Source organism: Croceicoccus bisphenolivorans, from assembly GCF_001634625.1.
In the GTDB taxonomy this organism is placed as follows: domain Bacteria; phylum Pseudomonadota; class Alphaproteobacteria; order Sphingomonadales; family Sphingomonadaceae; genus Croceicoccus; species Croceicoccus bisphenolivorans.
In genome coordinates, this window is sequence record NZ_LRSE01000006.1 from 1 (window position 1) to 24420 (window position 24420).

General features: G+C 62.1%; 19 protein-coding genes. 17 read left to right on the plus strand and 2 right to left on the minus strand.

The features are described 5' to 3' along the window. The first annotated feature begins 167 nt into the window (after positions 1 to 167). From A7A77_RS07895 to A7A77_RS07910, 4 genes are all read left to right on the plus strand, one after another. Complete coding sequence (locus A7A77_RS07895) at positions 168 to 2189, plus strand: hydantoinase/oxoprolinase family protein (RefSeq protein ID WP_066556103.1); 2022 nt, start codon at positions 168 to 170, stop codon at positions 2187 to 2189. Positions 2190 to 2200: 11 nt separating this feature from the next. Further along, positions 2201 to 4003 carry a hydantoinase B/oxoprolinase family protein gene (locus A7A77_RS07900; RefSeq protein WP_066556105.1) on the plus strand — a complete coding sequence of 601 codons (1803 nt, stop codon included), beginning with the start codon at positions 2201 to 2203 and terminating at the stop codon, positions 4001 to 4003. A 116-nt stretch (positions 4004 to 4119) separates the two neighbouring features. Continuing rightward, on the plus strand, positions 4120 to 4560 hold the full coding sequence (locus tag A7A77_RS07905) for a GNAT family N-acetyltransferase (protein WP_066556107.1): 441 nt from the start codon (positions 4120 to 4122) through the stop codon (positions 4558 to 4560). 64 nt (positions 4561 to 4624) lie between these two features. Continuing rightward, a complete protein-coding gene (locus tag A7A77_RS07910) occupies positions 4625 to 6826 on the plus strand; it encodes a molybdopterin-containing oxidoreductase family protein (protein WP_082836003.1) in 2202 nt (733 codons plus the stop codon). A 38-nt stretch (positions 6827 to 6864) separates the two neighbouring features. Here A7A77_RS07910 and A7A77_RS07915 read toward each other — a convergent pair whose 3' ends face one another. Next, a complete protein-coding gene (locus A7A77_RS07915) occupies positions 6865 to 7518 on the minus strand; it encodes a hypothetical protein (protein ID WP_245638426.1) in 654 nt (217 codons plus the stop codon). 268 nt (positions 7519 to 7786) lie between these two features. Here A7A77_RS07915 and A7A77_RS07920 point away from each other — a divergent pair, with 268 nt between their 5' ends. Then, positions 7787 to 8143: an AraC family ligand binding domain-containing protein gene (locus A7A77_RS07920; RefSeq protein WP_066556111.1), complete on the plus strand. Its 357-nt coding sequence runs from the start codon at positions 7787 to 7789 to the stop codon at positions 8141 to 8143. Beyond that, positions 8140 to 10098, plus strand: coding sequence for an oxidoreductase (locus A7A77_RS07925; RefSeq protein ID WP_066556118.1), 1959 nt, complete (start codon positions 8140 to 8142; stop codon positions 10096 to 10098). The genes A7A77_RS07920 and A7A77_RS07925 overlap by 4 nt, the downstream gene beginning before the upstream one ends. A 29-nt stretch (positions 10099 to 10127) precedes the next feature. Here the strand turns inward: A7A77_RS07925 and A7A77_RS07930 are convergent, their stop codons facing one another. Continuing rightward, on the minus strand, positions 10128 to 11126 hold the full coding sequence (locus A7A77_RS07930) for a GlxA family transcriptional regulator (RefSeq protein ID WP_245638435.1): 999 nt from the start codon (positions 11124 to 11126) through the stop codon (positions 10128 to 10130). A 77-nt stretch (positions 11127 to 11203) separates the two neighbouring features. Between A7A77_RS07930 and A7A77_RS07935 the strand changes: the two genes are divergently transcribed. The 11 genes from A7A77_RS07935 (at position 11204) to A7A77_RS07985 (ending at position 24415) form a co-directional block, all read left to right on the plus strand. Further along, positions 11204 to 12457 (plus strand): sarcosine oxidase subunit beta family protein, encoded by a 1254-nt coding sequence (locus tag A7A77_RS07935; protein ID WP_066556120.1) that lies wholly within the window; start codon positions 11204 to 11206, stop codon positions 12455 to 12457. 13 nt (positions 12458 to 12470) lie between these two features. Further along, the gene (locus A7A77_RS07940) at positions 12471 to 12722 is read left to right on the plus strand and encodes a sarcosine oxidase subunit delta (RefSeq protein ID WP_066556122.1); all 252 of its coding nucleotides are present in this window, start codon (positions 12471 to 12473) and stop codon (positions 12720 to 12722) included. Then, the gene (locus A7A77_RS07945; protein ID WP_066556124.1) at positions 12719 to 15676 is read left to right on the plus strand and encodes a sarcosine oxidase subunit alpha family protein; all 2958 of its coding nucleotides are present in this window, start codon (positions 12719 to 12721) and stop codon (positions 15674 to 15676) included. The genes A7A77_RS07940 and A7A77_RS07945 overlap by 4 nt, the downstream gene beginning before the upstream one ends. After that, positions 15669 to 16172 carry a sarcosine oxidase subunit gamma gene (locus A7A77_RS07950; RefSeq protein ID WP_066556127.1) on the plus strand — a complete coding sequence of 168 codons (504 nt, stop codon included), beginning with the start codon at positions 15669 to 15671 and terminating at the stop codon, positions 16170 to 16172. Before A7A77_RS07945 ends, A7A77_RS07950 begins: the two co-directional genes overlap by 8 nt. A 21-nt stretch (positions 16173 to 16193) precedes the next feature. Beyond that, complete coding sequence (purU, locus tag A7A77_RS07955; RefSeq protein ID WP_066556129.1) at positions 16194 to 17051, plus strand: formyltetrahydrofolate deformylase; 858 nt, start codon at positions 16194 to 16196, stop codon at positions 17049 to 17051. A 3-nt stretch (positions 17052 to 17054) separates the two neighbouring features. Beyond that, positions 17055 to 17954, plus strand: coding sequence for a bifunctional methylenetetrahydrofolate dehydrogenase/methenyltetrahydrofolate cyclohydrolase FolD (folD, locus tag A7A77_RS07960; RefSeq protein ID WP_066556131.1), 900 nt, complete (start codon positions 17055 to 17057; stop codon positions 17952 to 17954). A 559-nt stretch (positions 17955 to 18513) separates the two neighbouring features. Further along, a complete protein-coding gene (locus tag A7A77_RS07965; protein ID WP_245638427.1) occupies positions 18514 to 19305 on the plus strand; it encodes a class II glutamine amidotransferase domain-containing protein in 792 nt (263 codons plus the stop codon). Then, the gene (locus A7A77_RS07970; RefSeq protein ID WP_066556136.1) at positions 19305 to 19994 is read left to right on the plus strand and encodes a GltB/FmdC/FwdC-like GXGXG domain-containing protein; all 690 of its coding nucleotides are present in this window, start codon (positions 19305 to 19307) and stop codon (positions 19992 to 19994) included. The genes A7A77_RS07965 and A7A77_RS07970 overlap by 1 nt, the downstream gene beginning before the upstream one ends. Positions 19995 to 20004: 10 nt before the next feature. After that, the gene (locus A7A77_RS07975) at positions 20005 to 21336 is read left to right on the plus strand and encodes an FMN-binding glutamate synthase family protein (protein WP_066556137.1); all 1332 of its coding nucleotides are present in this window, start codon (positions 20005 to 20007) and stop codon (positions 21334 to 21336) included. A 104-nt stretch (positions 21337 to 21440) separates the two neighbouring features. Next, positions 21441 to 22739 carry a type III glutamate--ammonia ligase gene (gene glnT, locus A7A77_RS07980; RefSeq protein ID WP_066556138.1) on the plus strand — a complete coding sequence of 433 codons (1299 nt, stop codon included), beginning with the start codon at positions 21441 to 21443 and terminating at the stop codon, positions 22737 to 22739. A gap of 143 nt (positions 22740 to 22882) precedes the next feature. Continuing rightward, complete coding sequence (locus tag A7A77_RS07985; RefSeq protein ID WP_066556139.1) at positions 22883 to 24415, plus strand: thioredoxin family protein; 1533 nt, start codon at positions 22883 to 22885, stop codon at positions 24413 to 24415. Positions 24416 to 24420 lie beyond the last annotated feature (5 nt).

Consider the following 24420-nt stretch of genomic DNA (forward strand, 5'->3'; position numbering starts at 1 on the left):
GGAATGCGGTGGCTTGCGGTTTGTGATTGTTGTCCGCTGCCTTGTTGTGAACGGATATGGAGGGGTGCAATCATTGTCAATAGTTTTTCGTGTGAGGAAAAAAATGATTGCACGGGGGATGCAACTGTGAAAGTCTGAATGGAGACGTTGTGTATGGAGTTGATACGATGTGGCGAGTTGGGGTTGATGTTGGTGGCACGTTTACGGATCTCTTTGCGTGGGAAGATGGCGGGGAGCAGCGGACGGCCAAGGTCCTGACCACCAAGCCGGACCGTTCCATCGGTGTGCTGGAGGCGATTGCGAAGGCGGAGATTCCCATCGCTCAGATCTCGCATCTGATCCATGGCACGACGACGGGCACCAATGCGCTGATCGAGCGATCCTATCCGGACGCGGGATTGATCACGACCGAGGGGTTTCGCGATACGATCGAGATCGGACGCCAGCACCGCGAGCATCTTTACGATCCCTATCAGGCCAAGCCGCGCCCGATCATCCGTCGCCGCTTTCGTTTCACGGTTCCCGAACGGACCAATGCCCAGGGCGAGTCGGAACGGCCGCTCGACGTTGAAGCGGCAAGGGCGGTGGCGCTCCGGATCAAGGAGGCCGGCCTCAAGGCCGTCGGCATCGGCTTCATCAATTCCTACAAGGACGGCTCGCACGAAGAGCAGATGCGCGACATTCTCAAGGAGGTCTGTCCGGACATCTATATCGTCCTGTCGAGCGAGACCCGGCCGATCTTCCGCGAGCACGGCCGCTTCGTGACCACCGCGGTGCGCGCTGCGCTGATGCCGGTGATGGGCCAGTATTACGACCAGCTTGAGGATCGGCTGCGCCAGTACGAGTTCAGCGGGACCACGCTCATCCTGAAGAGCAGCGGCGGGGTCATGACGCTGGATCTGGCGCGCGAGCACCCCGAAGAGCAGCTGGAATCCGGGCCTGCGGGCGGGGTTGCCTATGCCAGCTATCTTGCGGGCCAGGAAGGGTACGACCGGATCATCCATTCCGACGTCGGCGGCACCAGCTTCGACGTGTCCATCGTGGAGGACGGCAAAGGCCTGGTTACCCGCAGTCACGAACTGGAATGGGAAGTGCCGATCATCGTGCCGATGCTCGACATCCACAGCGTCGGTGCCGGTGGCGGTTCCATAGGATGGGTCGATGCCGGCGGTTCCCTGCGCGTCGGCCCGCACAGTGCCGGGTCGCTGCCCGGCCCTGCCTGTTATGGACGGGGCGGCACCGAACCGACCATCACGGACGCCAACCTGCTTCTGGGCCGGCTCGAGCCGACCTTGAGCGGCAAGATGCAGCTTGATGTCGAAGCGGCGCAGAAGGCCATGGAAGGGCTGGCCGAGAAGATCGGGCTGAGCGTGCTGGAAACGGCCGAGGGCATGATCGCGATCGGCAGCGAGAACATGGCTGCGGCGGTGAAGCGCGTCCTGATCTCCCGCGGACGCGACCCGCGCGATTTCGTTTATGCCGCCTTTGGCGGCGCGGGCGGGCTCCATGCCGCTTTTGTCGCCGAATCGCTGAACATTCCCAAGGTCATCGTGCCGCCCAACGCCGGCGTCGCGTCGGCGTGCGGCGCCGTCACCATGAACTTGCGCCAGGACCTCGAGGCATTCCTCTACAGCCCGGTCGAGACAGCGGACCTCGATGCGGTCAATGCCGTGCTGGCCTCGCTTGAGGAACGGGGCCGCGAACTGCTGGCGCGTCAGGGCGTGACGGATCCTGCCAAGATCCAGGTCATCCGCAGCGCCCAGATGCGCTATGTCGGCCAGTCCTACGAGGTCGAGACGCCGATCCCGAACGGCAAGATCGAACAGGAGCACCTGGCGAGCATCATCCAGGCTTTCCATCACGCGCACGAACAGGAGTTCGGCGTTTCCTCCGACGATTTCGCCCCGGCTTTCGTGTCGCTCAGCGCGGCTCTGGTCGGCGAACTGCCGCAACCCTCGTCCTTGCGCCCGCCGGAACTGAGCGGACAGGCCGTGGCGGGCAGCCGCAAAGTCTATTTCGGCGGCAACTGGCTGGAATGCAAAGTATACAACGGCGATGTCCTGCCCAACGGCTACGGCATCTCCGGCCCGGCCATCATCGACTACGAACACGCCTGCACGGTCATGCCGGCAGGCAGCAAGGCCGAAGTCAGCGACACAGGCGCACTCGTCATCGACCTTGCAGCATAAGGAGAAGAGCAATGGGTATCGCAGAAGTAACCGCCGCAAACCAGGCTCGTCAGGCCGGCATCGATCCGGTCACCTTCGAGGTTTTGCGCAGCGTTTTCGAATATGCTTGCGACCGGATGGCCACCGGCCTGCAGAAGGCTTCGTTCTCGCCGATCCTGGCGGACATGGTGGATTTTTCGAACGCCATCTACGATTCCGAACTGCGCCTGCTGGCACAGGCCGCGAACTGTCCGGTGCACCTGGCGGCCATGAAGTTTTCCGCCGAGGCAGCGGTCGAGAAGTACGGGTTCGACGGCATCAGCGAAGGTGACGTGCTGGTCGTCAACGACCCCTACAAGGGCGGCACGCACATCCCCGACATCTCGTTTATCATGCCGATCTACTACGAAGGCGAACTGATCGGGTTCGGCGTCAGCCGCGGGCACTGGATGGACCTTGGCGGCGGTGCCGGCGGCGGCCTGACTTTCGGTACGCATATCGCGTCCGAAGGGCTGCGCATCCCGCCGCTCAAGATCTATCAGAACTACGAGGTCAACCAGGACCTTCTGGCGATCATTCTCAACAACACGCGCACACCCCATTTCGTTCGCGGCGACCTGCAGGCCCACTTCGGGGCGCTGCGCGCCGCCGAACAGGAACTGCAGAACGCCTGCACCCGCTATGGCCCGCGCGTGGTGAAGGAAGCCATGAAGGAACTGCAGGCCTATACCGAACGCATGGTGCGCAAGGCGATCCGGACCATTCCCAACGGCGTCTACGAAGGCGAGGATTACGCCGATACCGACGGCATCGGCGATGCCCCGCTCAAGATCAAGGTCCGGCTCGAGGTCAATGACGAGGATATCCTCGTCGACTTCACCGGGACCGATCCGATCTGTCCGGGCGCGATCAACTCGCCCAAGGCCAATACCATGTCGGCGACGCTCTATTCGCTGCAGTTCTTCCTGTCGCCCGATGCACCGCAGAACCAGGGCATGTTCAATCCCATCTCCGTGAACCTGCCCAAGGGATGCTGGCTCAACGCCGAATGGCCCGCGCCGACGATCGGTTGCACGACGCTCACGTCATCCAAGATCACCAGCGCGATCTGGCAGGCGCTGGCCAAGGCCATTCCGGACCGCATCACCGGATCGACCTCGGCCGACTGCAACTGGTTCGTGGCCAGCTGCTTCTCGCTCGACGGCGCAGCCGACGTCTTTTCGGATCTGCCCGCGGGCGGTTGGGGCGGCACGCCCTATGGCGATGGCATGCATGTCACCGAAGATCCGCTCGGCAACTGCATGAACATGCCTGCCGAAGTGGCGGAACTGATGTTCCCGATCGCCTACGAGGCTTTCGATATTCGCCAGGATTCCGCCGGTGCCGGTCGTTATCGCGGCGGTGCGGGCGCGAACTTCAAGGTCCGCTTCCTTGGCGGCGGCGAACTGGGCATGGAAACCTCGCGGACGCTTGCCGGAAGCCCCGGCGTCAACGGCGGCAGCCACAGCGCGGTCCAGCGCTCCACCCACGTGTTCCCCGACGGCCGGGCCGAAGTCATCGGCGGCTACGGCCCCGACGGCACCTGGAAGAACCCGCTGCTGGCCGGCCACCGCTTCCGCCAGAACGAAACCTTCTGGTTCGAAAGCACCGGTGGCGGCGGTTGGGGCAACCCGATCGATCGCCCCGTCGCCGAAGTGCTCGACGACGTCCTCGATGAATACATCAGCGTCGAAGCCGCAAGGCGCGACTACAAGGTCGTCATCGATCCCGACACCCTGAAAGTCGACGAACAGGCAACCGCAACCCTGCGCGAACAGGCCATGCAAACCGCCTGACAAAACAACAAGAGGCGGGGCAACGCCCCGCCTCATACAAACAAAATACAATCATGGCGTAAGATGGGATATCCCGGTTCATGGAAAATATATAATGGAGGAACAGGATTGACATCATGATACGACAAGCTTGCTTGAATGATCTTGATGCAGTTGTCCCGCTTTTTGACGCATACCGCGTATTTTATGGGCAGGAATCCGACCCGCAATTGGCGCGCGCATTTCTGCTGGATCGATTTAGAAACCGGCAATCCGTAATATTCATTGCCGGGGCGGATGAGGTTCTGCTCGGTTTCACCCAGCTTTATCCGTCATACTCTTCGGTGCGTTGCGCGCAAAAGCTTATCCTGAATGACCTGTTCGTGGCCGTTGATGCACGCGGCAAAGGGGTGGCGCAAGAATTGATAAAGGCTGCGGCCAATTACGCGAAAAGCATCGGGGCCATTGGCTTGTCGTTGATTACGGCGAATGAAAACCTTGAGGCGCAGCGTCTCTATGAAAAAACCGGTTGGATCCGGGAAACCATATTCCAGTCATATAATCTTGAAGTGAAATGATTTCACTCATGTCGATGGAAAATTGAGGGTTACATCGTTCGATATTTAAGATCGGATATTGCACATGTCTGACACCGTGGAGAAACGTGCGATCTGCTTTACGTGCGCACAACAATGCGGACACGTCGCGACTGTGCGTGATGGCATGGTTGTTCGATTGCACGGAGATCGGGACCACCCCCGTACAGCCGGCTTTATCTGTCCGAAAGGTGCGCAAGCGCACGACCTGCACCATTCCCCGGATCGCCTGCATTCGCCGATGAAACGCCGCGGTGCGCGGGGAAGCGGCGACTGGGAACCGATCTCGTGGGATCAGGCACTGGACGAGATTGCCGACCGCCTTCAACAGCTGGCAAAGGCGCATGGGGCGGAAACGGTTGCCTATACGTTCGGAACGATCCGCGGTTCGGATTATTCGATCGGCACCCGGTTCATGAACCTGTTCGGCAGCCCCAACAGTGTGGGACAGGACAAAATTTGTCTTGGTCCGATCACGCTGGGCGAATTTCTGACATATGGTTTCGGACCGTCGTCCCCCGATTTGCAACCCGGAGTCACACGGTCACTCGTATTGTGGGGCGCACGACCTTCTCAATCCGCGCGCCCGGCGTGGCATACCATGGAAAAGGTGCTCGACGCCGGTGCGAAATGCATTGTGATCGATCCGGCACGTACGGAAGAAGCGGGCAGGGTAGACATCTGGTTGCGACCGCGGCCGGGGACCGATGCTGCGCTTGGCCTGGCGTTGCTGCACGAGGTGATTGCCGCACGCCCTGACGACAGCGACTTCATTTCGCGCCATACGGTGGGCTTTGAAGAGCTGAAAGAGCGTGCCGCGAATTATGCGGCAGATCGGGTGGCATCGATAACCGGTTGTGCCGCAGAGGATATTCGCGCAGCCGGGAAAATACTGTGCGAGGACGGGCCAACAGCTTTCGTCGCAGGCAACGGACTATGCCAGACCGGTGTCCGCACGGTGCAGCACGGCCGGATACTGGCCTGCCTCGTCGCCCTCACCGGCAATCTCGAAAGAAAGGGCGGGCAGGCTTTGCTTGGGCCGCCGCGCGACATTCTCGCAAACGGCGATTTTATGGCAAGGGATGCGCTGGACATCGCGCAACGTGCAAAGGCACTGGGGGCCGAACATTTTGCAAGCATTGCGCATTATGACCAGATCGACGAGACGGTGGCACGCGCATGGTACGGCAAGCGCGGAATTCCGCACTGGCTTTCCACCGCGCATGAACCGACGCTGTGGCAGGCGATCCTCGATGGACGGCCCTATCCGGTAAAGGCTCTGATCATTCAGGGTCATAACCCCGTTGGCGGCAGCGCGAACACCGGGGAAGTACGCGAAGCGCTTCTCGGCGACGGGCTTGAACTGCTCGTTGCGCACGATCTCTTCCTCAATGCCACATCATGCCTTGCCGACTATGTACTGCCTGCGGCCCACTGGCTGGAAAAGCCGCACTTTTCGATGGGGGCGGCGTCGCTGGCGTGGAGCGGCGATTATGTCGAGGCAGGCACTGCCGTAATCCCTCCGCAGTACGAACATCGCAGCGATTACGATCTGTTCAAGGGGCTGGGGGAGCGTTGCGGACAAGCCGAACACTGGCCTGAGCGGGTGGAAGATTTCTATGACATGATGTTGGCGCCGGCCGGCATGACATTTGCGGAACTTGCCCGAAATAACGGGCCGCTAAGCGGGGATGCCGCGCGCAAGCCGGCCAGCGAAGCCGCCGCCATGCCGCGCGGCGAGGTTTTTGGAACCCTTTCCGGCAAGATCGAACTGCGCAGCGATATGCTGGCGGCATGGGGGCTGGATCCACTGCCGGATTTCCGCCTGTCGGGAATTTTCGCCCGGCAAGATGAATTCCCCCTCGTGCTCGTAACAGGCGGGCGCAAGATCGAAGGGTTTCACCAAAGCTCACAGCAGACCCCGGCGTTCCGCCGCAAGAACCCCGATCCTGTCGTGACACTGCATCATGACCTTGCCGCATCCGCCGGTATTGCCGAAGGCCAGTGGATCGCCATCGAAACACCCGTGGGAACGGTGCGGCAAAGGGCGCACATCGACGATATCTACCCGTCGAAGGTCGTCCACGCCGATCGGTGGTGGTATCCGGAACGGGCCGGCCCGTCCTCCGATCCGTTCGGCGTGGCGGAAACCAACATCAATATGTGCACCAGCAATTCACTGGAAGATTCCGACCCGATCATGGGATCATGGCTGATGCGCGGACTGCCATGTCGAATAGTGCCGTGACCTGAGACGGGGCGACGGGCGATCCGCGGATAATCGCGCTACCGCCCGCCATCCCCGCCGCGCAGATCCCCTTGCGCCATCCGGTCCGCCGCCTCCATCCTCTCCCGCATCAGGTCCAGCTTGCGGTTGATGGAGGCAATGATCGCATCCTCGTCATGCTCTTCCTCCACCCGCCGCTCCGTTTCGGAGCCATAGCGGTGCGCGCGGCGGTGGCGCAGCATGAACATCGTCAGCGCGTCGTTGTGGCGGCGATAGTGGGCCACGACCTTGCCGCCGCTGACGACGGGGCGCAGCTCGCCCTCTATCGCGCGGATAAGCGCGGCATCCTCCAGCCTTGCCATGCCCAGATCGACCGCCTTGTCCCACGCCGCCGCAAACCCTTGCGCCCCGCCACGCCCGCGCAGGCGATAGAGCGCCTCCAGACTGGCCCCGATCTCGCGCGCGGCCTGCGTGACAGAGCCTGTGGCCGCCAGCGCCGCGATGAAGGCGCGCTGGCGCACCGGCGTTATCGAGTTCCGGCGCGGCGCCGCGTGGATATAGGGCGCAAAGCCCAGCAGCGGATCGTCCTCGTCCGGCGGATCGGAATAGAAGGCGAGATAGGACGTCCGCCGCGAAGGGCGCGGGGAAGCACAGGTGAGGGGAGGGGGAGGGCACCTGTTTTCCGATCCGGAGAAATTTCCGGATCGGGTCACCTCATCCGGGCGGAAAACCGGTTCCCACTTTTCCTGATGAGGTTCCGGCCTACCCCGCAACCGCCGGTTTTTCCGCGCCGCTTGCGCCCGGGGAGAGCGCCGCGCCGCATCCCACGCCGCGCGAAACCCTTCCGCCCCTTTCGCATAACGCAGCTTCTCCAGCGCCGCGACCGAAACCCCGACCCGCAGCGCCGCNTACTAACATGGCGTAAGATGGAATTCATCGCGTGCGCCCAAAAAATCCAATCATAATAATGGGAATTGCCGCATGTCCGGTGTGAAACTGTATCGCAAGGGGGAGATGACATTCGAACCCTATGGTGATGTGATCGAACGATCCGCCATCAGCCGTCTGGCCGGAACAGAGGTCAGCAATACGATGGGCGCTGGCATCGTGCGTCTCGACGGCGCTTCTATTTCCTGGACCGTGCTTTATGACGAATTCATCGTCACTCTCGAAGGCAACTTTCGTCTTCGCGTAGGGGACACGGTGTACGACACGGGTCCGGGCGATGTTCTATGGATACCAGAGAATACCGCGCTGCATTATGAAGGCGACGGCGCGACAGTATTCTATGTGCTGTATCCGGTTGACTGGAAAGAGCGTTCGGGAGGTAGTAAATGACTTCCAGTCTTTTTCCGCGCCTTTTCACACCCATCACTATCCGCGGCAAGACAATCCGCAACCGCATACTTTCCACCGGGCACGATACGACGATCCCGACCGACGGAACGGTGAACGATGCACTGATCGCCTATCACCGCGCACGCGCCAGGGGTGGTGTAGGCCTCATCGTTTCTCAAGTTGCGGGCGTCCATCACACGGCACACTATTCGTCGCACATGCTCGATGCGACGGATGATCGCTGCATCGAGGGCTATCGACGCCTGGCCGAGGCGGTTCATGCCGAGGGCGCCGTGCTTTGCTCGCAATTGTTTCATCCCGGGCGCGAGATAATGGAATCGGCAGACGGGCTGCTGGCGGTGGCTTATGCCCCTTCGGTGACGCCCAACGGCCGGTTCCACGTCATGCCGCGTGAATTGGACAAGGCGATGATCGCCGAGATTGTCGCGGGCTACGCGGCGGCGGCGCTAAGGATGCGCAAAGCCGGGCTCGATGGTGTCGAGTTCGTCGCCAGTCACGGTTACTTGCCTGCCCAGTTCGCGAACCCGCTCGTCAATCGCCGCACCGATGAATATGGCGGTAGCCTGGAGAACCGGCTGCGCTTTTCGCGCGAGGCGCTTACGGCTATTCGAAGCGCATGCGGCGAGGACTTCATCGTTGGCGCCCGCATCAGCGCGGATGAGCGTGACGATACGGGACTGGAAGCAGAGGATACCCTTGAATACGTCAGGCATCTGGAGCCCTGTCTGGACTATGTCAACGTAACGGTCGGCACGTCATCCACCTACCGCGGGGCAATCCATATTGCGCCGCCTATGGCGCTGGATAGCGCCTATACCGCCGGTGATGCCAAAGCCGTCAAGGATGTCGTGTCCATCCCCGTGTTCGTTGCCGGCCGGATTAACCAGCCGCATGAGGCCGAGGCGATCATTGCCAGCGGCGCTGCCGACATGTGCGGCATGACGCGTGCGATGATCTGCGATCCGGAAATGCCGAACAAGGCAAATACCGACCGACCGGACGACATTCGCGCCTGCATTGGTTGCAACCAGGCCTGTATCGGCCACTTCCATCGCGGTTTTCCGATCTCGTGCATACAATACCCGGAATCAGGGCGGGAATTGCAGTATGGTTCGCCTACGCCCGCGGCAAAGGCGAAACGCGTAATGGTCGTGGGTGGCGGCCCCGCCGGGATGAAGGCCGCTGTTACCGCTGCCCGCAGGGGGCATGTGGTAGAGCTGTACGAAGCCGAGAGGCAGTTGGGCGGGCAAGCGAAACTCGCACAGCTCCTGCCAAGAAGGAGCGAATTCGGCGGCATCGTTACCAACCTCGCCCGCGAGCTTGAGCTGCTGCAGGTAACATTGCATCTCGGCACGAGGGTCGATCGCGCCCTGGTGGAAAAGCTGCAACCGGATGTGGTTATCGTGACGACAGGGGCAGCCCCCTATATCCCCGAGATCCCTTCCGACGGTTCGGTGCAGATCGTTGACTGCTGGCAAATACTCACTGGCGCGGCGCGGGCTGGCGGCAAGGTGCTCATCGCCGATTGGCGTAGTGACTGGATCGCGGGCGGAATCGCAGAAAAGCTGGCCAAGGAGGGTAGCAGCGTAACCGTGGCAATCGACGGTCCCCATATCGCCGAAACCCTGCCGTTCTATGTGAGAGACAACCTGGTCGGGGAACTGCACAAGCTGGAGGTTCAGATCATGCCGAACGCGCGGCTGTTCGGGGTCGATGAAGGAACCGTCTACATGCAGCATGGCACGAATGGCGAGCCGATCGTATTTGAAGATGTCGATACGCTGGTGCTGAGCATGGGCCATCGCCCGATCGACGAGCTGTCCCGATCGCTGCAGGGCCTGCCGGTTGAAATCCACATGGCCGGTGATTGCCTTGCCCCCCGCACGGCCGAGGAAGCAGTCTTCGAGGGTCTCAAGGCCGGTGTGAGCGTGTAGGAGGCAAAGCCGGGATACGGATCGTCGTATTACGCTGGTGAAAATGGTGGTCGGCGCCTGGCATCGTTGGGGCACATGTCGAAATGCTGCTTGTATATCCGCGAGAAATGACTGGCGCTGGCAAAGCCGCAAGCGAGGCCCGCTTCGGTGACGCTGAGGCCGGTCGTGCGCAGTAGTTGCTCCGCCTTTTCAAGCCGGATACGCAAATAGGCGCGCGTGGCGGATTGGTTGAGAGCCGATTGGAAAAGGCGGTCCAGTTGCCGGGGAGAAACGCCGACCATGCGCGCGAGCAATTCGCGGGGCACGGGCGCTTCGATCTCCGCCTCCATGACAGCGAGCGCGCGCAGTACCGTATCGTCGTTGACCCGATAACGGTCGCGAAGGCTCAGCCGTTGTGGCCGTTCTGCCGTCCGCGTTTCCGTGCGGATGAACCATTCGCTGACTTGGGTGGCAAGCCCAGAGCCCTGATCACGCTCGATCAGGTCGACCGCGAGGTCGAGCCCGGCCACGCCGCCCGCGCAAGTCAACCGCCGCCGGTCGATCACATAGAGGCTGGATTCCAGCACCAGCAGGGGAAACTCGTCCGCCAGTCGCGCTTCGTGTTCCCAGTGGATCGTTGCGCGATATCCGGATAGCAGGCCCGCCCGCGCCAGCAGGTAAGGGCCGCCGGAAATACCGGCGATCCTGACGTCTTCGCGGGCAAGCTTGCGCAACCATGCGAAAGTGCGGTCGTCCCTGAAGGCGGCGGGATCGCCAGCCGCGAAAACGAACAGTGTGTCGCAGGCAAGGGGATCTCCGACCTTGCGATCCGCCAGGATGGTTGCGCCGTTCGATGCGGCGACCGGGGCTCCGTCGACGGAGATGTGGACCCAGTCGTAAAGGTCTTCACCGGACAGGTCGTTGGCCGCGCGAAAGGGTTCGATCAGCGAGGCATAGGACATTAATGCAAAGCCATCGATCAGCAGAAGGCCCAGCGTGCGGCGCGGCTTTTTCGACATGTCGTCCATATTGGTCATGACAATGACCATATCAGACAAGCGAACCTCTTAAAGAAAAAATATTTCGTAAAGGGCAATTTGATTCGACGGAGGCTGCGGGAAGGCTCATGCGCTTTTCCATTTTCAACTTGGCGCTCAACGCCTTGTCCGGCCACCGGCACTGGGGCCGCAACTGGCGCGATGCATCGCCGAAGGACGGCTACGATATCGTCATCGTAGGCGGGGGCGGGCATGGCCTGGCAGCGGCCTACTATCTGGCCCGGGTCCACGGCATCACCAATGTTGCGGTATTGGAACGCGGCTGGATCGGCGGGGGCAACGCCGGGCGGAACACAACGATCATCCGCTCCAACTATGGCCTTCCGGGTAACGAGCCGTTCTACGAATGGTCCATGAAGCTGTGGGAAGGGCTGGAGCAGGAGCTGAACTACAATGTGATGGTCAGCCAGCGGGGCATCCTGAACCTTTATCACAGCGATGGCCAGCGCGATGCTTATGTCCGGCGCGGCAATGCCATGATCATGCATGGCGCAGGTGCGGAACTGCTGGATCAGGATGCGGTTCGCCGGATGGCGCCGTTTCTGAACTTCGATTCCGCGCGCTTCCCAATTCAGGGCGGCCTGTTGCACCGGCGCGGCGGCACGGCTCGCCATGACGCGGTTGTCTGGGGTTATGCCCGCGCGGCGTCGGCACTGGGTGTCGACATCATCCAGAACTGCGAGGTGACGGGTTTTCTGCGCGACGCCAGCGGTGCCGTTACCGGCGTGGAAACCAGCCGGGGGGCGATCCGGGCCGAGAAGGTGGGTATGTCCGTGGCCGGTCATACATCGGTCGTAGGTGCAATGGCCGGATTGCGCCTGCCCATCGAAAGCCACGTCCTTCAGGCCTTCGTCACCGAAGGGCTCAAGCCTGTCATACCGGGCGTGATCACTTTCGGCGCAGGGCATTTCTATATCAGCCAGTCGGACAAGGGCGGGCTGGTCTTTGGCGGTGATATCGACGGTTACAACACTTATGCCCAGCGCGGGAACATGCCCGTGGTGGAGGACGTGTGCGAAGGCGGCATGGCGATCATGCCCATGATTGGCCGCGCCCGGGTGCTTCGTTCGTGGGGCGGCATCGTCGACATGAGCATGGACGGTTCGCCGATCATCGATCGCACGGATGTGCCGGGCCTCTATCTGAACGGAGGGTGGTGCTATGGCGGCTTCAAGGCGACGCCCGCTGCCGGCTGGTGCTTTGCCCACCTTCTTGCCACCGATTCCGCGCACGAAACTGCCAGCGCCTATCGTCTCGACCGGTTCGAACAGGGCTGGCTGATCGACGAAAAGGGCGTTGGCGCCCAACCCAACCTGCATTGAGGACAAGCAGACGATGCGTATCCCCTGTCCCTATTGCGGCGAGCGTGACGCACAGGAGTTCGTCTATCGCGGCGATGCATCGCCGCGCCGCCCGGACGACGATGCCGAATTCCACGCCTATGTCTATCTGCGCGACAATCCGGCAGGCCCGATGCGCGAACACTGGTATCACGCGCAGGGCTGTCGTAACTGGATCGAGCTGATCCGCGACACCCGCACGCACCGTATCGATGGTGCCGTGCTCGCCAAGGGGGCAGGGCAGTGAGCCGCGCACCGTCAGGCGGTTTGATCGACCGCACGCGCCCGCTCGGCTTCACTTTCGATGGCCGCGCCTATTGCGGTTTTGAAGGGGATACGCTGGCTTCGGCCCTGATTGCGAACGACGTGCGGCTGGTGGCTCGTTCGTTCAAATATCACCGCCCACGCGGCATATTGACCGCAGGCAGCGAGGAGCCGAACGCGCTGGTCACGTTGCGCACCGGCGCCCGTGCAGAGCCGAACACCCGCGCGACCACTGTTTCGCTTTACGAAGGTCTGGAGGCGACCAGCCAGAACCGCTGGCCCGGCCTGCGTTTCGATGCGCTGGCGATCAACCAGCTGGCCGCGCCGATTTTCGTCGCCGGGTTCTATTACAAGACTTTCATGTGGCCCCGCGCCTTTTGGGAAAAGGTCTACGAACCGCTGATCCGGCGCGCAGCCGGCCTTGGCAGTCTGTCGATGCTGCCCGATCCCGATACTTACGATCGCGACCACGGTTTTTGCGACCTGCTGGTGATCGGTGGCGGTGCAGCCGGGTTGGCAGCCGCGCTGACGGCCGGTCGTACAGGCCTGCGCGTTATCCTTGCCGACGAGGATGCGCAGCCGGGCGGACGCTTGCTGAGCGAGCGGCACGAGATCGACGGGATCGATTGTGTCAGTTGGGCAGAACAGGCGGCGGCCGAACTGGCAGCGCTGCCCAATGTTCGCATCCTGCGGCGCACGGCGGTTTTCGGTGTTTACGACGGCCACGAATATGTCGCGGTCGAACGTGTCAGCGATCATCTGGCGACAAGTCCGCATGGCCAGCCCCGACAGCGCCTTTGGAAGATCGTGGCCCGCCACGCCGTTCTGGCGACAGGCGCGACAGAGCAGCCGGTGGTGTTCGGCGGGAACGACCGTCCCGGCGTGATGACGGCATCCGCGGTATCGACATACGTCAATCGCTATGCCGCGCTGCCCGGGCAAAGGGCGGTCGTCTTCACGTCCGGCGACAGCGGCTGGGCCAGCGCGCTCGACATGCTGCGCGCGGGCATCGAAGTCGCCGCCGTGGTCGACCACCGGGCAACGCCTCCGGCACATGCCGAAGACTTGCGCCGCCAGGGTGTCGAGATCCTGATGGGCGCCGTGGTCACGGATGCGCGCGGCGCACCGGTGCGCAAGGTGGATATCAGGCTGGCCGACGGGACCCGTCGCACGATCCGTGCCGATCTGGTCGCAATGGCGGGCGGATGGCGACCATCGATCGGGCTTGGCGGTACGCTTGGCGCGAAGCCGGTCTGGTCGGAGAAGCATCAGGCATTCCTGCTTGGCGAAACCCCGCCCGGACTGGTGGCCGCCGGAGCCGCCGATGGATGCTATCGCATTGAAGAGGCTCTCGCCGACGGTGCGCGCAAGGGCCATGCCTGTGCGCTTCAACTTGGCAAGTCAGGGGCAAATCTGCCCGTATTCCGCGCCAGTACCGAAAGCGATGAGGCCAGCCCGATATGGCATGTGCCCGGTGCGAAAACGAAGGCATTCGTCGATTTCCAGAACGACGTGACCGACAAGGATGTGAGTCTTGCGGCAAGCGAAGGTTTCGTCTCCGTCGAACACATGAAGCGTTATACGACGCTGGGGATGGCGACCGATCAGGGCAAAACCAGCCAGGTCAACGGCCACGCCCTGTTGGCTGCGGCCACGGGTCGTTCGATTTCGGAGGTAGGCACGATCCGCACCCGTGCCCCCTTGCAGCCGGTCGCCATCGGCGTGCTTGCCGGACACCACCGTGAAGAACATTTTCGCCCCGAACGCCGGACGGCCAGCCATGACTGGGCGGTGGAACGGGGGGCAACCTTTGTCGATGCCGGGCAGTGGAAGCGGGTGCAATGGTATGCCCGCCCCGGTGAGCGGGACTGGCTGGAAACCGTGAACCGCGAGGTTTCCATGACACGGGGCGGGGTTGGCATCTGTGACGTTTCGACCCTCGGCAAGATCGATGTTCACGGGCCGGATGCAGGCGTCCTGCTCGACCGGCTCTACATCAATACGTTCTCGACGCTTGCGGTGGGCAAGGCCCGCTATGGCGTGATGCTGCGCGAGGATGGCATCGTGATGGACGATGGCACGACCACACGCTTTGCCGAGGATAGTTTTTTCGTCACCACGACGACGGTAAACGCCGCCCGGGTGATGCAGCATATCGATTATGCGCGTCAGGTGCTGTGGCCGGATCTTGACGTGCAGGCCACATCGGTAACCGAACAATGGTCGACTTACGCCGTGGCCGGCCCGCACTCGCGCGCGCTGCTTCGGCAGGCCTTTCCCGCTCTCGATCTGTCGAATGAAGCGATGCCCTATATGGGTGCCGCCAAGTTCCGCTGGCAGGGGGCCGAGGCGCGTATCTATCGCCTCTCGTTCTCCGGCGAACTGGCTTATGAAATCAGCGTTCCGGCTGATCTGGGCGGGCTGTTGATCCGTTACCTGTTCGATCTGGGCGGGGCCTTCAATGCGGTGCCTTACGGGACAGAGGCTTTGGGCGTGATGCGGATCGAGAAGGGGCATGCAGCCGGCAACGAGTTGAACGGGCAGACAACGGCGGGGGATCTGGGCCTTGGCCGGATGATGTCGCGCAAGAAGGATTTCATCGGCCGCGTCATGGCCGCGCGTCCGGGCCTGACCGACCCCGCACGGCCGGTGCTGGTCGGCTTGAAGCCTGTCGACCCTCGCGATGTGCTGCGTGGCGGCGGGCACCTCATCGCGCCCGGTGCGGTGCCGACGCCGGAGAACGACGAGGGCCATGTCACATCCGCGGCATGGTCGCCCACGCTCGGCCATTCGATTGCGCTTGCCTTGCTTTCGCGCGGGGCGGAGCGGCACGGCGAACGCGTCATCGTCCATGACCCGGTTCGCGGCGCGGATATCGAAGTGGAAGTCTGCAATCCCGTCTTCTACGATCCGGAAGGAGCACGAGTCCGTGGCTGAGCAGATGAACGTCGAGAGCCTGACCGGGCTCGGCGTGGCCGCCATCATGGCACGCAAGGGGCACGATGCCGTGTCGGTGGGTGCGGCCCTGGGGGCGGACCTGCCTGACGGGGCGAAAGTCGTGCGCAAGGGCGATCTGGCCATTTTGGGCACCGGTCCGGGCACGTGGCTGGCCATTATGCCGAATGCCCTGCCGGATTTTGCCGAAGGCCTTGGCGGCAAGCTCCATGGTGTGGCGTCGGTATCGGACCAGTCGAGCGGCTATGCGATCACGCGCTTGTCCGGCCCCGGCGCGCGAACGGCTCTGCAGCGCGGCGTTGCCATCGATCTCCACCCTGATTACTTCCCGGTCGGCACGGCCGCCAGCACGGTGATCGCGCATATCGGGGTGATCGTCTGGCAAGTCGACGACGCGCCGACTTACGACATCGCCACGTTCCGCAGTTACGCCAGCAGCTTCCGGCACTGGCTGGATCAGGTGGCGGCTGCGCTTTGATCTCCATCGTTTGAGGATGCAATGACCACTTCCTATTTGCTGACGCTATCCTGCCCCAACCAGCCGGGCATCGTGACGCGCGTGACCGGCGCGATGTTCAACCATCAGGGCGACATCAAGGAGGCGCACCAGTTCGACGATGTCGAGACGAACCGTTTCTTTGGCCGGATCGTATTCACCCTTCCCGACGGGGATGCCGCGAGCGCGTTCCGGCAGGCCTTCATGTCCCTTGCCGGGGAATTCGGCATGGACTGGTCGTTGCGCCAGCTTGGCGAACGCCGCAAGGTGCTGATCCTCGTTTCGAAGTTCGATCATTGCCTTGTCGACCTGCTTTACCGCAACCGGATCGGCGAACTCGCCATGGACGTGGTCGGGATCGTCTCGAACCATCCTCGCGAGACATATACGGGCATCGATTTCGGTTCCGTGCCGTTTCATCACCTGCCGATCACGAAGGATACGAAGCCGCAGCAGGAAAACGAGATCAAGCGCATCGTCAAAGAGACCGGGGCCGAGCTCATCGTGCTTGCGCGTTACATGCAAATCCTGTCGGACGATCTGGCCGCTTTCCTGTCGGGTCGTTGCATCAACATCCATCATTCGTTCCTGCCCGGCTTCAAGGGAGCAAAGCCCTATCATCAGGCACACGCGCGCGGGGTGAAGCTGATCGGTGCGACAGCCCATTTCGTCACTGCCGATCTCGATGAAGGGCCGATCATCGAACAGGACGTGGAACGGATCGGCCATCACGACACGCCCGACGCGCTGGTCCGCAAGGGTCGCGACATCGAGCGGCGCGTATTGGCCCGTGCCGTTTCGTTCTTCCTGGAAGGACGGGCCCTGCCCAATGGCTCGCGAACCGTCGTCTTCCGGGACTGAGCCATGGCCGATCTGATCGATGGCGAGAGTATCGCCGCCCGATTGCGTGCGCGCGTGAAATGCGAAGCGACCGAACTGGCGGCAAGGGGAACGCCGCCGGGGCTTGCGGTCGTACTGGTGGGGGAGGATCCCGCGAGCCAGGTCTACGTCCGTTCGAAGCTTCGCCGCACGGTCGAGGCGGGCATGACTTCATTCGAACACCGGCTGCCGACAAGCGCCAGTCAGGACGACCTGCTGCAACTGATCGCGCGATTGAATGCGGACGATCGCGTGGATGGCATACTGGTTCAGCTGCCACTGCCCGGGCATATCGATTCCGATCTCGTGCTCGATGCTATCGATCCGCTGAAGGATGTCGACGGTTTCCACCCGGTCAATGTCGGTCGCCTGTCGGCGGGAACCGGCGGGCTGATTCCATGCACGCCGTTGGGTTGCATGATGCTCCTCGACACCGTGATCGACGATTTTCGCGGTTTGAAAGCGGTGGTGATCGGCAAATCGAACATCGTGGGAAAACCGGTCGCGATGCTGCTTCTGGAACGGGAATGCACCGTTACCGTCACGCATATCGCGACAAGGAATTTGCCCGAAATCGTACGCGGCGCCGACATTTTGGTCGTGGCCGCCGGCCATGCCGGGCTTGTGCGAGGGGACTGGGTAAAGCCGGGTGCGGTCGTGATTGATGTGGGAATCAATCGGATCGTTGACGGCGAAAAGCGGCGCATCGTTGGCGATGTCGCCTTCGACGAGATGGATCACGCCGGTTCGGTCACCCCCGTTCCGGGGGGCGTGGGACCGATGACGATCGCTTGTCTGCTTGAAAATACCGTCCGCGCGGCAAGGCGCCGGAGAGCAGAGCCGATGGTGGCTGGCGATGAGGCAGTTCATGCCGGTTCGGCATGACATCGCCACCATAGCGAACCCTGTCAGGACCGATCGATCGCACCTTCGGGATTTCTGATTTTCTAACATATCACGTTGAAAATCAATGATATGACAAGAACTCTGACGTGCGAGCCGGATGGAATTCCGGGCCCTTGCTGCATCTGATCCAACCTGCGCAACGTTACATCAGATAGTATTACGGCATCACTGCTATTACTATGGGTATACGCTTTGCGCAGGTATTCTTTTACATCAAAACTATATTTCTTAAAAAAGTGATTGCGCGGTTACTTGACGATCAATTTGCTGCTGTTTGAAAGCACTGCGGATCGCTGAACGGATCGCACGAATTGCCGGGAAAGAGGTCCGCTACTTCGCGGACGCCATATACTCCATAGCTCGTGTTTCCTAATGGGAAAATAATATTCTTTTAAGTTGACGGAATCGCAGCGGCTTCGTATCGCCATCGCATCAGACGTGAGGTGAATCGGCCATGTGTGGCATTGTTGGACTCTTCTTGAAGAATAGCGAGCTTGAGCCCCGGCTTGGGGCGATGCTTGAGGGAATGTTGACCGTGATGACCGGGCGTGGCCCGGACAGCGCGGGTTTCGCGGTTTACGGGCAGGGCGGAGCCGGCAAGATCAAGATGACCGTGCGCGGCAGCAAGCTGGACAGCGTTGCGGCCGAAATTGGTGAAGGTGTGACCGGGATCCTGCGGGATACCCATCTTGTCCTGACCCTGCCTTCGACCGAAGAGGAACGCGTGCGCCAGTGGCTGGCGCTCAATCGACCCGACCTGACCGTTACCGGCGTGGGCCAGCGGATAGAGCTCTACAAGGAAGTCGGTCTGCCCGCAGACGTCGCCCGTCGCTTCTCCCTTGCCGGGATGAGCGGAACGCATGGTATCGGGCATACGCGCATGGCTACGGAAAGCGCGGTAACGACTGCGGGCGCCCACCCGTTCTCGACCGGTGCGGACCAGTGCCTGGTGCATAACGGTTCGCTTTCCAACCATCGCAGCCTGCGCCGGATGCTCGAGCCGGAAGGCATCGGCTTTTCCACCGACAACGACAGCGAAGTCGCGGCCGGATACCTGACCTGGAAGATGCGCAAGGGCGCTACCCTGGCCCAGGCGCTGGAGGCCAGTCTTGACGACCTCGACGGCTTTTTCACGTTCGTGGTGGGAACCGAGACCGGTTTCGCGGTGGTGCGCGATCCGATCTCCTGCAAGCCCGCGGTGATGGTCGAAACTGACGACTACGTTGCCTTCGGCTCCGAATATCGGGCGCTGGTCGGATTGCCGGGCATCGAAAACGCCCGCGTCTTCGAACCCGAACCTGCCCGCGTCTATGCCTGGGAGCGTAACTGATGCACGTCGTCGATCTTGCAACAACTACCCGCCGGGAGCTCAACCAGCAGCTTCATGCGCTTGCGGCCGATACCAACGACACGCACTGGCGCATCGACAATCCCGAAGGCCAGCACGCCCTTGTCGCGGGCCTTGATGCGCCTGTCACCGTAGAGATCATGGGCCACGCCGGATACTACTGTGCAGGCATGAACAAGCTGGCAACCGTGATCATCGGCGGCAATGCGGGCGTTGGCGTGGCCGAAAATATGATGTCGGGCACGGTCCACGTCAAAGGTGACGCCAGCCAGTCCGCAGGGGCCACCGCGCACGGCGGACTGCTGATCATCGACGGCGACGCTTCGGCGCGGTGCGGCATCTCGATGAAGGGGGTCGACATCGTCGTGAAGGGGTCGATCGGGCCGATGAGCGCGTTCATGGCGCAGTCCGGAACCATCGTCGTCCTTGGTGACGCCGGAGAAGCGCTGGGCGATTCCATCTACGAGGCGCGCCTTTTCGTGCGGGGCGAGGTCAAGAGCCTGGGTTCCGACTGCATCGAGAAGGAAATGCGGCCAGAGCACAAGCAGGGTCTTCGCAAGCTGTTGCAGGACGCCGGCGTCTCTGAAGAGGTGAGCGTGGACGAGTTCCGTCGCTACGGCTCTGCCCGCCAGCTCTACAATTTCCACGTCGACAACGCTGCCGCTTACTGAGAACGGACATATGGACGCAGAGAATATCCCGCAGACCCTGCCGCGCATGTCGGCGACATTCGATCCTCATTCACTGGCGGAAATTCGCCGGGCAGCCGCCACCGGCATTTATGACATCCGCGGCGGCGGAACCAAGCGCAAGCTGCCCCATTTCGATGATCTGCTATTCCTCGGCGCATCCGTTTCGCGTTACCCGCTCGAGGGCTATCGCGAGAAATGCGCGACCGATGTCTGGCTGGGCACCCGCTTTGCCAAGAAGCCGATCCACCTTAAGATCCCGGTAACAATCGCGGGCATGAGCTTCGGCGCACTGTCCGGTCAGGCGAAGGAGGCCCTTGGCCGCGGCGCGACGATTGCCGGCACTTCCACGACAACGGGCGACGGCGGCATGACCCCCGAAGAACGGGGCCAGTCGGAAACGCTGGTCTATCAATATCTCCCCTCCCGCTATGGCATGAATCCCGATGACCTGCGCAAGGCCGACGCGATCGAAGTCGTGGTGGGGCAGGGCGCGAAGCCCGGCGGTGGCGGCATGTTGCTTGGTCAGAAGATTTCCGACCGCGTCGCAGCGATGCGCAACCTGCCCATGGGCATCGACCAGCGTTCGGCATGCCGTCATCCCGACTGGACCGGGCCTGACGATCTTGAAATCAAGATCGAGGAGCTTCGCGAAATCACGGATTGGGAAAAGCCGATCTACGTGAAGGTCGGCGCGACGCGGCCGTACTACGACGTTGCTCTTGCCGTGAAGTCGGGCGCGGATGTCGTCGTGCTGGACGGTATGCAGGGCGGCACTGCCGCGACGCAGGATGTGTTCATCGAACATGTCGGCATCCCGATCCTTGCTGCCATACGCCCTGCCGTGCAGGCGCTTCAGGACCTTGGCATGCATCGCAAGGTGCAGCTCATCGTCTCGGGCGGGATTCGCAACGGGGCGGATGTGGCAAAGGCGTTGGCCCTTGGCGCGGACGCGGTTGCCATCGGTACGGCGGCGCTGGTCGCCCTGGGCGACAACGATCCGGTGCACGAGGCCGAGTATCAGGCGATGGGCACGACGGCGGGCGCCTATGACGACTGGCACGAAGGGCGCGATCCGGCAGGTATCACCACGCAGGACCCGGCACTGGCTTCCCGTCTGGATCCGGTTGTGGCCGGAAGGCGGCTGGCCAACTACCTGTCGGTCTTGACGCTGGAGGCTCAAACGATCGCCCGCGCTTGCGGCAAGAGCCACCTGCACAATCTGGAGCCGGAAGATCTCGTCGCCCTCAGTATCGAGGCCGCGGCCATGGCGCGGGTGCCTTTGGCGGGAACCGACTGGATACCAGGGGGGCAGGGCCTCTGACGATCACTGCTTTGGGGGACAAGGCAACAGGGAGTGCTCGTTGCCCGGCTAATTGAAAACTTGGATGGCAGGCTCGGCCCGCCGCTGACGAAAGGATTTGCATGATGACAATCGAGCTGGCGGATCTGGCGAAAGAAAAGGGGGTCAAGTACTTCCTGATTTCCTACACTGACCTTTTCGGAAACCAGCGTGCCAAGCTGGTGCCTTCGTCGGCCATTGCCGGAATGCAGAAGTCGGGTGCGGGGTTCGCAGGGTTTGCCAGTTGGCTGGACATGACCCCGGCCGATCCCGACACGTTCGGCAAACCGGATCCCGCCAGTTTCATTCAGTTGCCGTGGCATCCCGAAGTTGCCTGGGTAGCGGCCGATCTGTGGATGGATGACAAGCCGGTCGAAGCCAGCCCCCGAGTGGTATTGAAGCGGCAGATCGCCAAAGCGGCTGAACTCGGGCTGGTCATGAAAACCGGGGTAGAGTGCGAGTTCTTTCTCATTTCAGCAGACGGAACCGCGATTTCCGACGATGCGGATACCCAGTCGAAACCCTGTTACGATCAACAGGCGCTGATGCGTCGTTATGACATCATTACCGAAATTTGCGACAGCATGCTGGAGCTCGGCTGGCAGCCGTACCAGAACGATCATGAGGACGCGAACGGACAGTTCGAGATGAACTGGCATTTTGACGATGCCTTGATCACGGCGGACCGGCAGGCATTCTTCAAGTTCATGGTCAAGTCGATCGCCGAAAAACACGGCTTGCGTGCAACTTTTATGCCGAAGCCCTTCGTTCATCTCACGGGCAACGGGTGCCACATGCACGTGTCGATGTGGAATGGCGATACCAACGTCTTCGAAGACGCCGCGAGCCCAAGCGGTTTGTCGGCTGACGGGCTGGCTTTTATTGGCGGCGTCATTCATTCGGCCGATGCCCTTGCTGCGTTCACCAACCCGACTGTCAACAGTTACAAGCGTATCAACGCGCCGCGCACGACTTCGGGGGCCACCTGGGCGCCCAATTCGGTGACATGGACGGGCAATAACCGCACGCACATGGTGCGCGTTCCCGAAGGCGACCGCTTCGAATTCCGTCTAGCCGACGGGGCGGCGAACCCTTACCTCCTGGCGGCGGGTGTGCTTGCTGCAGGCCTTGACGGGCTGGCGAACCGGCGCGATCCGGGCCCGCGCCAGGACATCAACATGTACACGGACGGCCACTTGCTGACGGAAGCAAAGAAACTGCCGCTCAACCTGCTGGACGCTCTGCGAGCACTTGAGGGTTCTTCGGTCCTCGCGGATTCACTTGGTGCGCTCGTACCCTCGTATCTGAAGCTCAAGCGCACGGAATGGAATTCCTATTGCCGCCATCTCACTTCGTGGGAGCGGGAGACGACGCTGGATTGCTGAGGAAGGCGGGGGCAAGGCAGGCCGGTTTCCACCTGCCTGCCGGTTCATTCGCAACCGGGCTCCGGGCCTGGACACATCACAGGGTTGCCAGCGCGTGTTACTTGGTCGATGACAGGCGCAATCGTTTCCGGGGAAACCAAGTGATGAAAAAGCTCCCGTTCCTCGCGGCTGTCGCATCGATCGCATTCGCCACTGCCAGCTGCAACCAGTCGGCCGAGCCGCCCGCCGCACAGCAGGCGCAGGAGATCGCCTGGCGCCATGGCGATGTGGAGGATGCGCTGGCCGAAGCGAAGGAAACCGGCAAGCCCGTGCTGCTTTACTGGGGTGCGGAATGGTGCCCGCCCTGCGCGCAGATGAAGGCGACCCTGTTCAAGGATCCGGCCTTCATCGCCAAGACGGAGGGTTTCATTCCCGTCTACCTCGACGGGGATACGCAAGGGGCGCAGAAATGGGGCGAGCATTTCGGCGCCAGCGGCTATCCAACCGTCATCGTGCTTAGCCCGGCGGGCGAGGAAATCACGCGGCTGGCCAGTTCGACGATGGCATCCGAACTGCCCGCATTGCTGACGCTCGCCGCCGGGCGAACCCGTTCGATCGATGCGGTGATCGCCGATGCAAGGGCGGACCCGAACGGCCTTTCGGCAGAGGACTGGCGCATCCTTGCCGGGTTCGACTGGGGCAACGATTCCAAGCGTTTCGAAAAGCCGGAGGATGAAACGAAGCTACTGGCCGCACTGGCCAAGGCCGCGCCCGATCCGGCGCTGAAGCGGCAATTCGCGCTGGCGGTCGTGCTGCGAGAGGCGGAAACCGATGACGAGGACCGGCTGGTCCTGACCGCGCAGCAGGCCACAAAGGTTGGCGATATCCTGTCCACCGTGCTGGCCAGTCCGGCAGAAACCGGGGCGAACGCCACGCTGCTGGCCTTTGCCGGGTCGGACCTCGTCGGCGGCCTGCCCAAGGGTGAGCAGCGCGAGAAGCTGACCGCGCTGCTGACCGGCGTGCTGAACGCCATGCAGCAGGACAAGGACCTTTCGCTGGTCGAGCGCACGGCGGCACTGCGCAGCGAAGTGGACCTTGCCGAACGCGAGGGTGATGTCCCCGCCGCGCTGAAGGACAAGGTGCGCAAATGGGTCGCCACGATCGACAAGGAGACGAGCGACGAGATCGCGCGCAAGTCGGTGCTGTCCTTCGCCGCCGGTGCGCTGCGCCAGATCGGCGACGATGCGGCGGCGAAGAAGCTACTCTTGGCCGAGATCGGGAAGTCGTCCACGCCCTATTACTACATGTCCAGCCTTTCGGACATGGCCGAGGAAGAGGGCGACAACGCAGCGGCGGTCGATTGGGCGCGCAAGGCCTATGAAGCATCGGAAGGTCCGGCCACCCGCGTGCAGTGGGCGGCGATCTATTCGCGCACGGTCATGAACCTGACGCCCGATGACGACGATGCCGTCCGCACAAGTGCAGAGGCCGTGCTTACCGAACTCGGCAAGAGCCCGGACAGCTATTACCAGCGCACCAAAGCGATCGTAGACCGGTGGAGCAAGGCGCTGATCGCGTGGAGCGACAAGAACGGGGGCGATGCGGTGCTGGACGCGCTGCAAGGGCAGCTGGCCAAAGTATGCGCAGGGCAGGGCAAGGACGCCGGAGCCTGCGGGTCTTTGATGAAATCGGCCTGATTTTT

Bases quoted from the DNA above. Each gene is read 5' to 3' on its own strand.
- A7A77_RS07895 (WP_066556103.1), top strand. From the start codon at position 168: ATGTGGCGAGTTGGGGTTGATGTTGGTGGCACGTTTACGGATCTCTTT.
- A7A77_RS07900 (WP_066556105.1), top strand. From the start codon at position 2,201: ATGGGTATCGCAGAAGTAACCGCCGCAAACCAGGCTCGTCAGGCCGGC.
- A7A77_RS07905 (WP_066556107.1), top strand. From the start codon at position 4,120: ATGATACGACAAGCTTGCTTGAATGATCTTGATGCAGTTGTCCCGCTT.
- A7A77_RS07910 (WP_082836003.1), top strand. From the start codon at position 4,625: ATGTCTGACACCGTGGAGAAACGTGCGATCTGCTTTACGTGCGCACAA.
- A7A77_RS07920 (WP_066556111.1), top strand. From the start codon at position 7,787: ATGTCCGGTGTGAAACTGTATCGCAAGGGGGAGATGACATTCGAACCC.
- A7A77_RS07925 (WP_066556118.1), top strand. From the start codon at position 8,140: ATGACTTCCAGTCTTTTTCCGCGCCTTTTCACACCCATCACTATCCGC.
- A7A77_RS07930 (WP_245638435.1), bottom strand. From the start codon at position 11,126: ATGGTCATTGTCATGACCAATATGGACGACATGTCGAAAAAGCCGCGC.
- A7A77_RS07935 (WP_066556120.1), top strand. From the start codon at position 11,204: ATGCGCTTTTCCATTTTCAACTTGGCGCTCAACGCCTTGTCCGGCCAC.
- A7A77_RS07940 (WP_066556122.1), top strand. From the start codon at position 12,471: ATGCGTATCCCCTGTCCCTATTGCGGCGAGCGTGACGCACAGGAGTTC.
- purU (WP_066556129.1), top strand. From the start codon at position 16,194: ATGACCACTTCCTATTTGCTGACGCTATCCTGCCCCAACCAGCCGGGC.
- folD (WP_066556131.1), top strand. From the start codon at position 17,055: ATGGCCGATCTGATCGATGGCGAGAGTATCGCCGCCCGATTGCGTGCG.
- A7A77_RS07965 (WP_245638427.1), top strand. From the start codon at position 18,514: ATGACCGGGCGTGGCCCGGACAGCGCGGGTTTCGCGGTTTACGGGCAG.
- A7A77_RS07970 (WP_066556136.1), top strand. From the start codon at position 19,305: ATGCACGTCGTCGATCTTGCAACAACTACCCGCCGGGAGCTCAACCAG.
- A7A77_RS07975 (WP_066556137.1), top strand. From the start codon at position 20,005: ATGGACGCAGAGAATATCCCGCAGACCCTGCCGCGCATGTCGGCGACA.
- glnT (WP_066556138.1), top strand. From the start codon at position 21,441: ATGACAATCGAGCTGGCGGATCTGGCGAAAGAAAAGGGGGTCAAGTAC.
- A7A77_RS07985 (WP_066556139.1), top strand. From the start codon at position 22,883: ATGAAAAAGCTCCCGTTCCTCGCGGCTGTCGCATCGATCGCATTCGCC.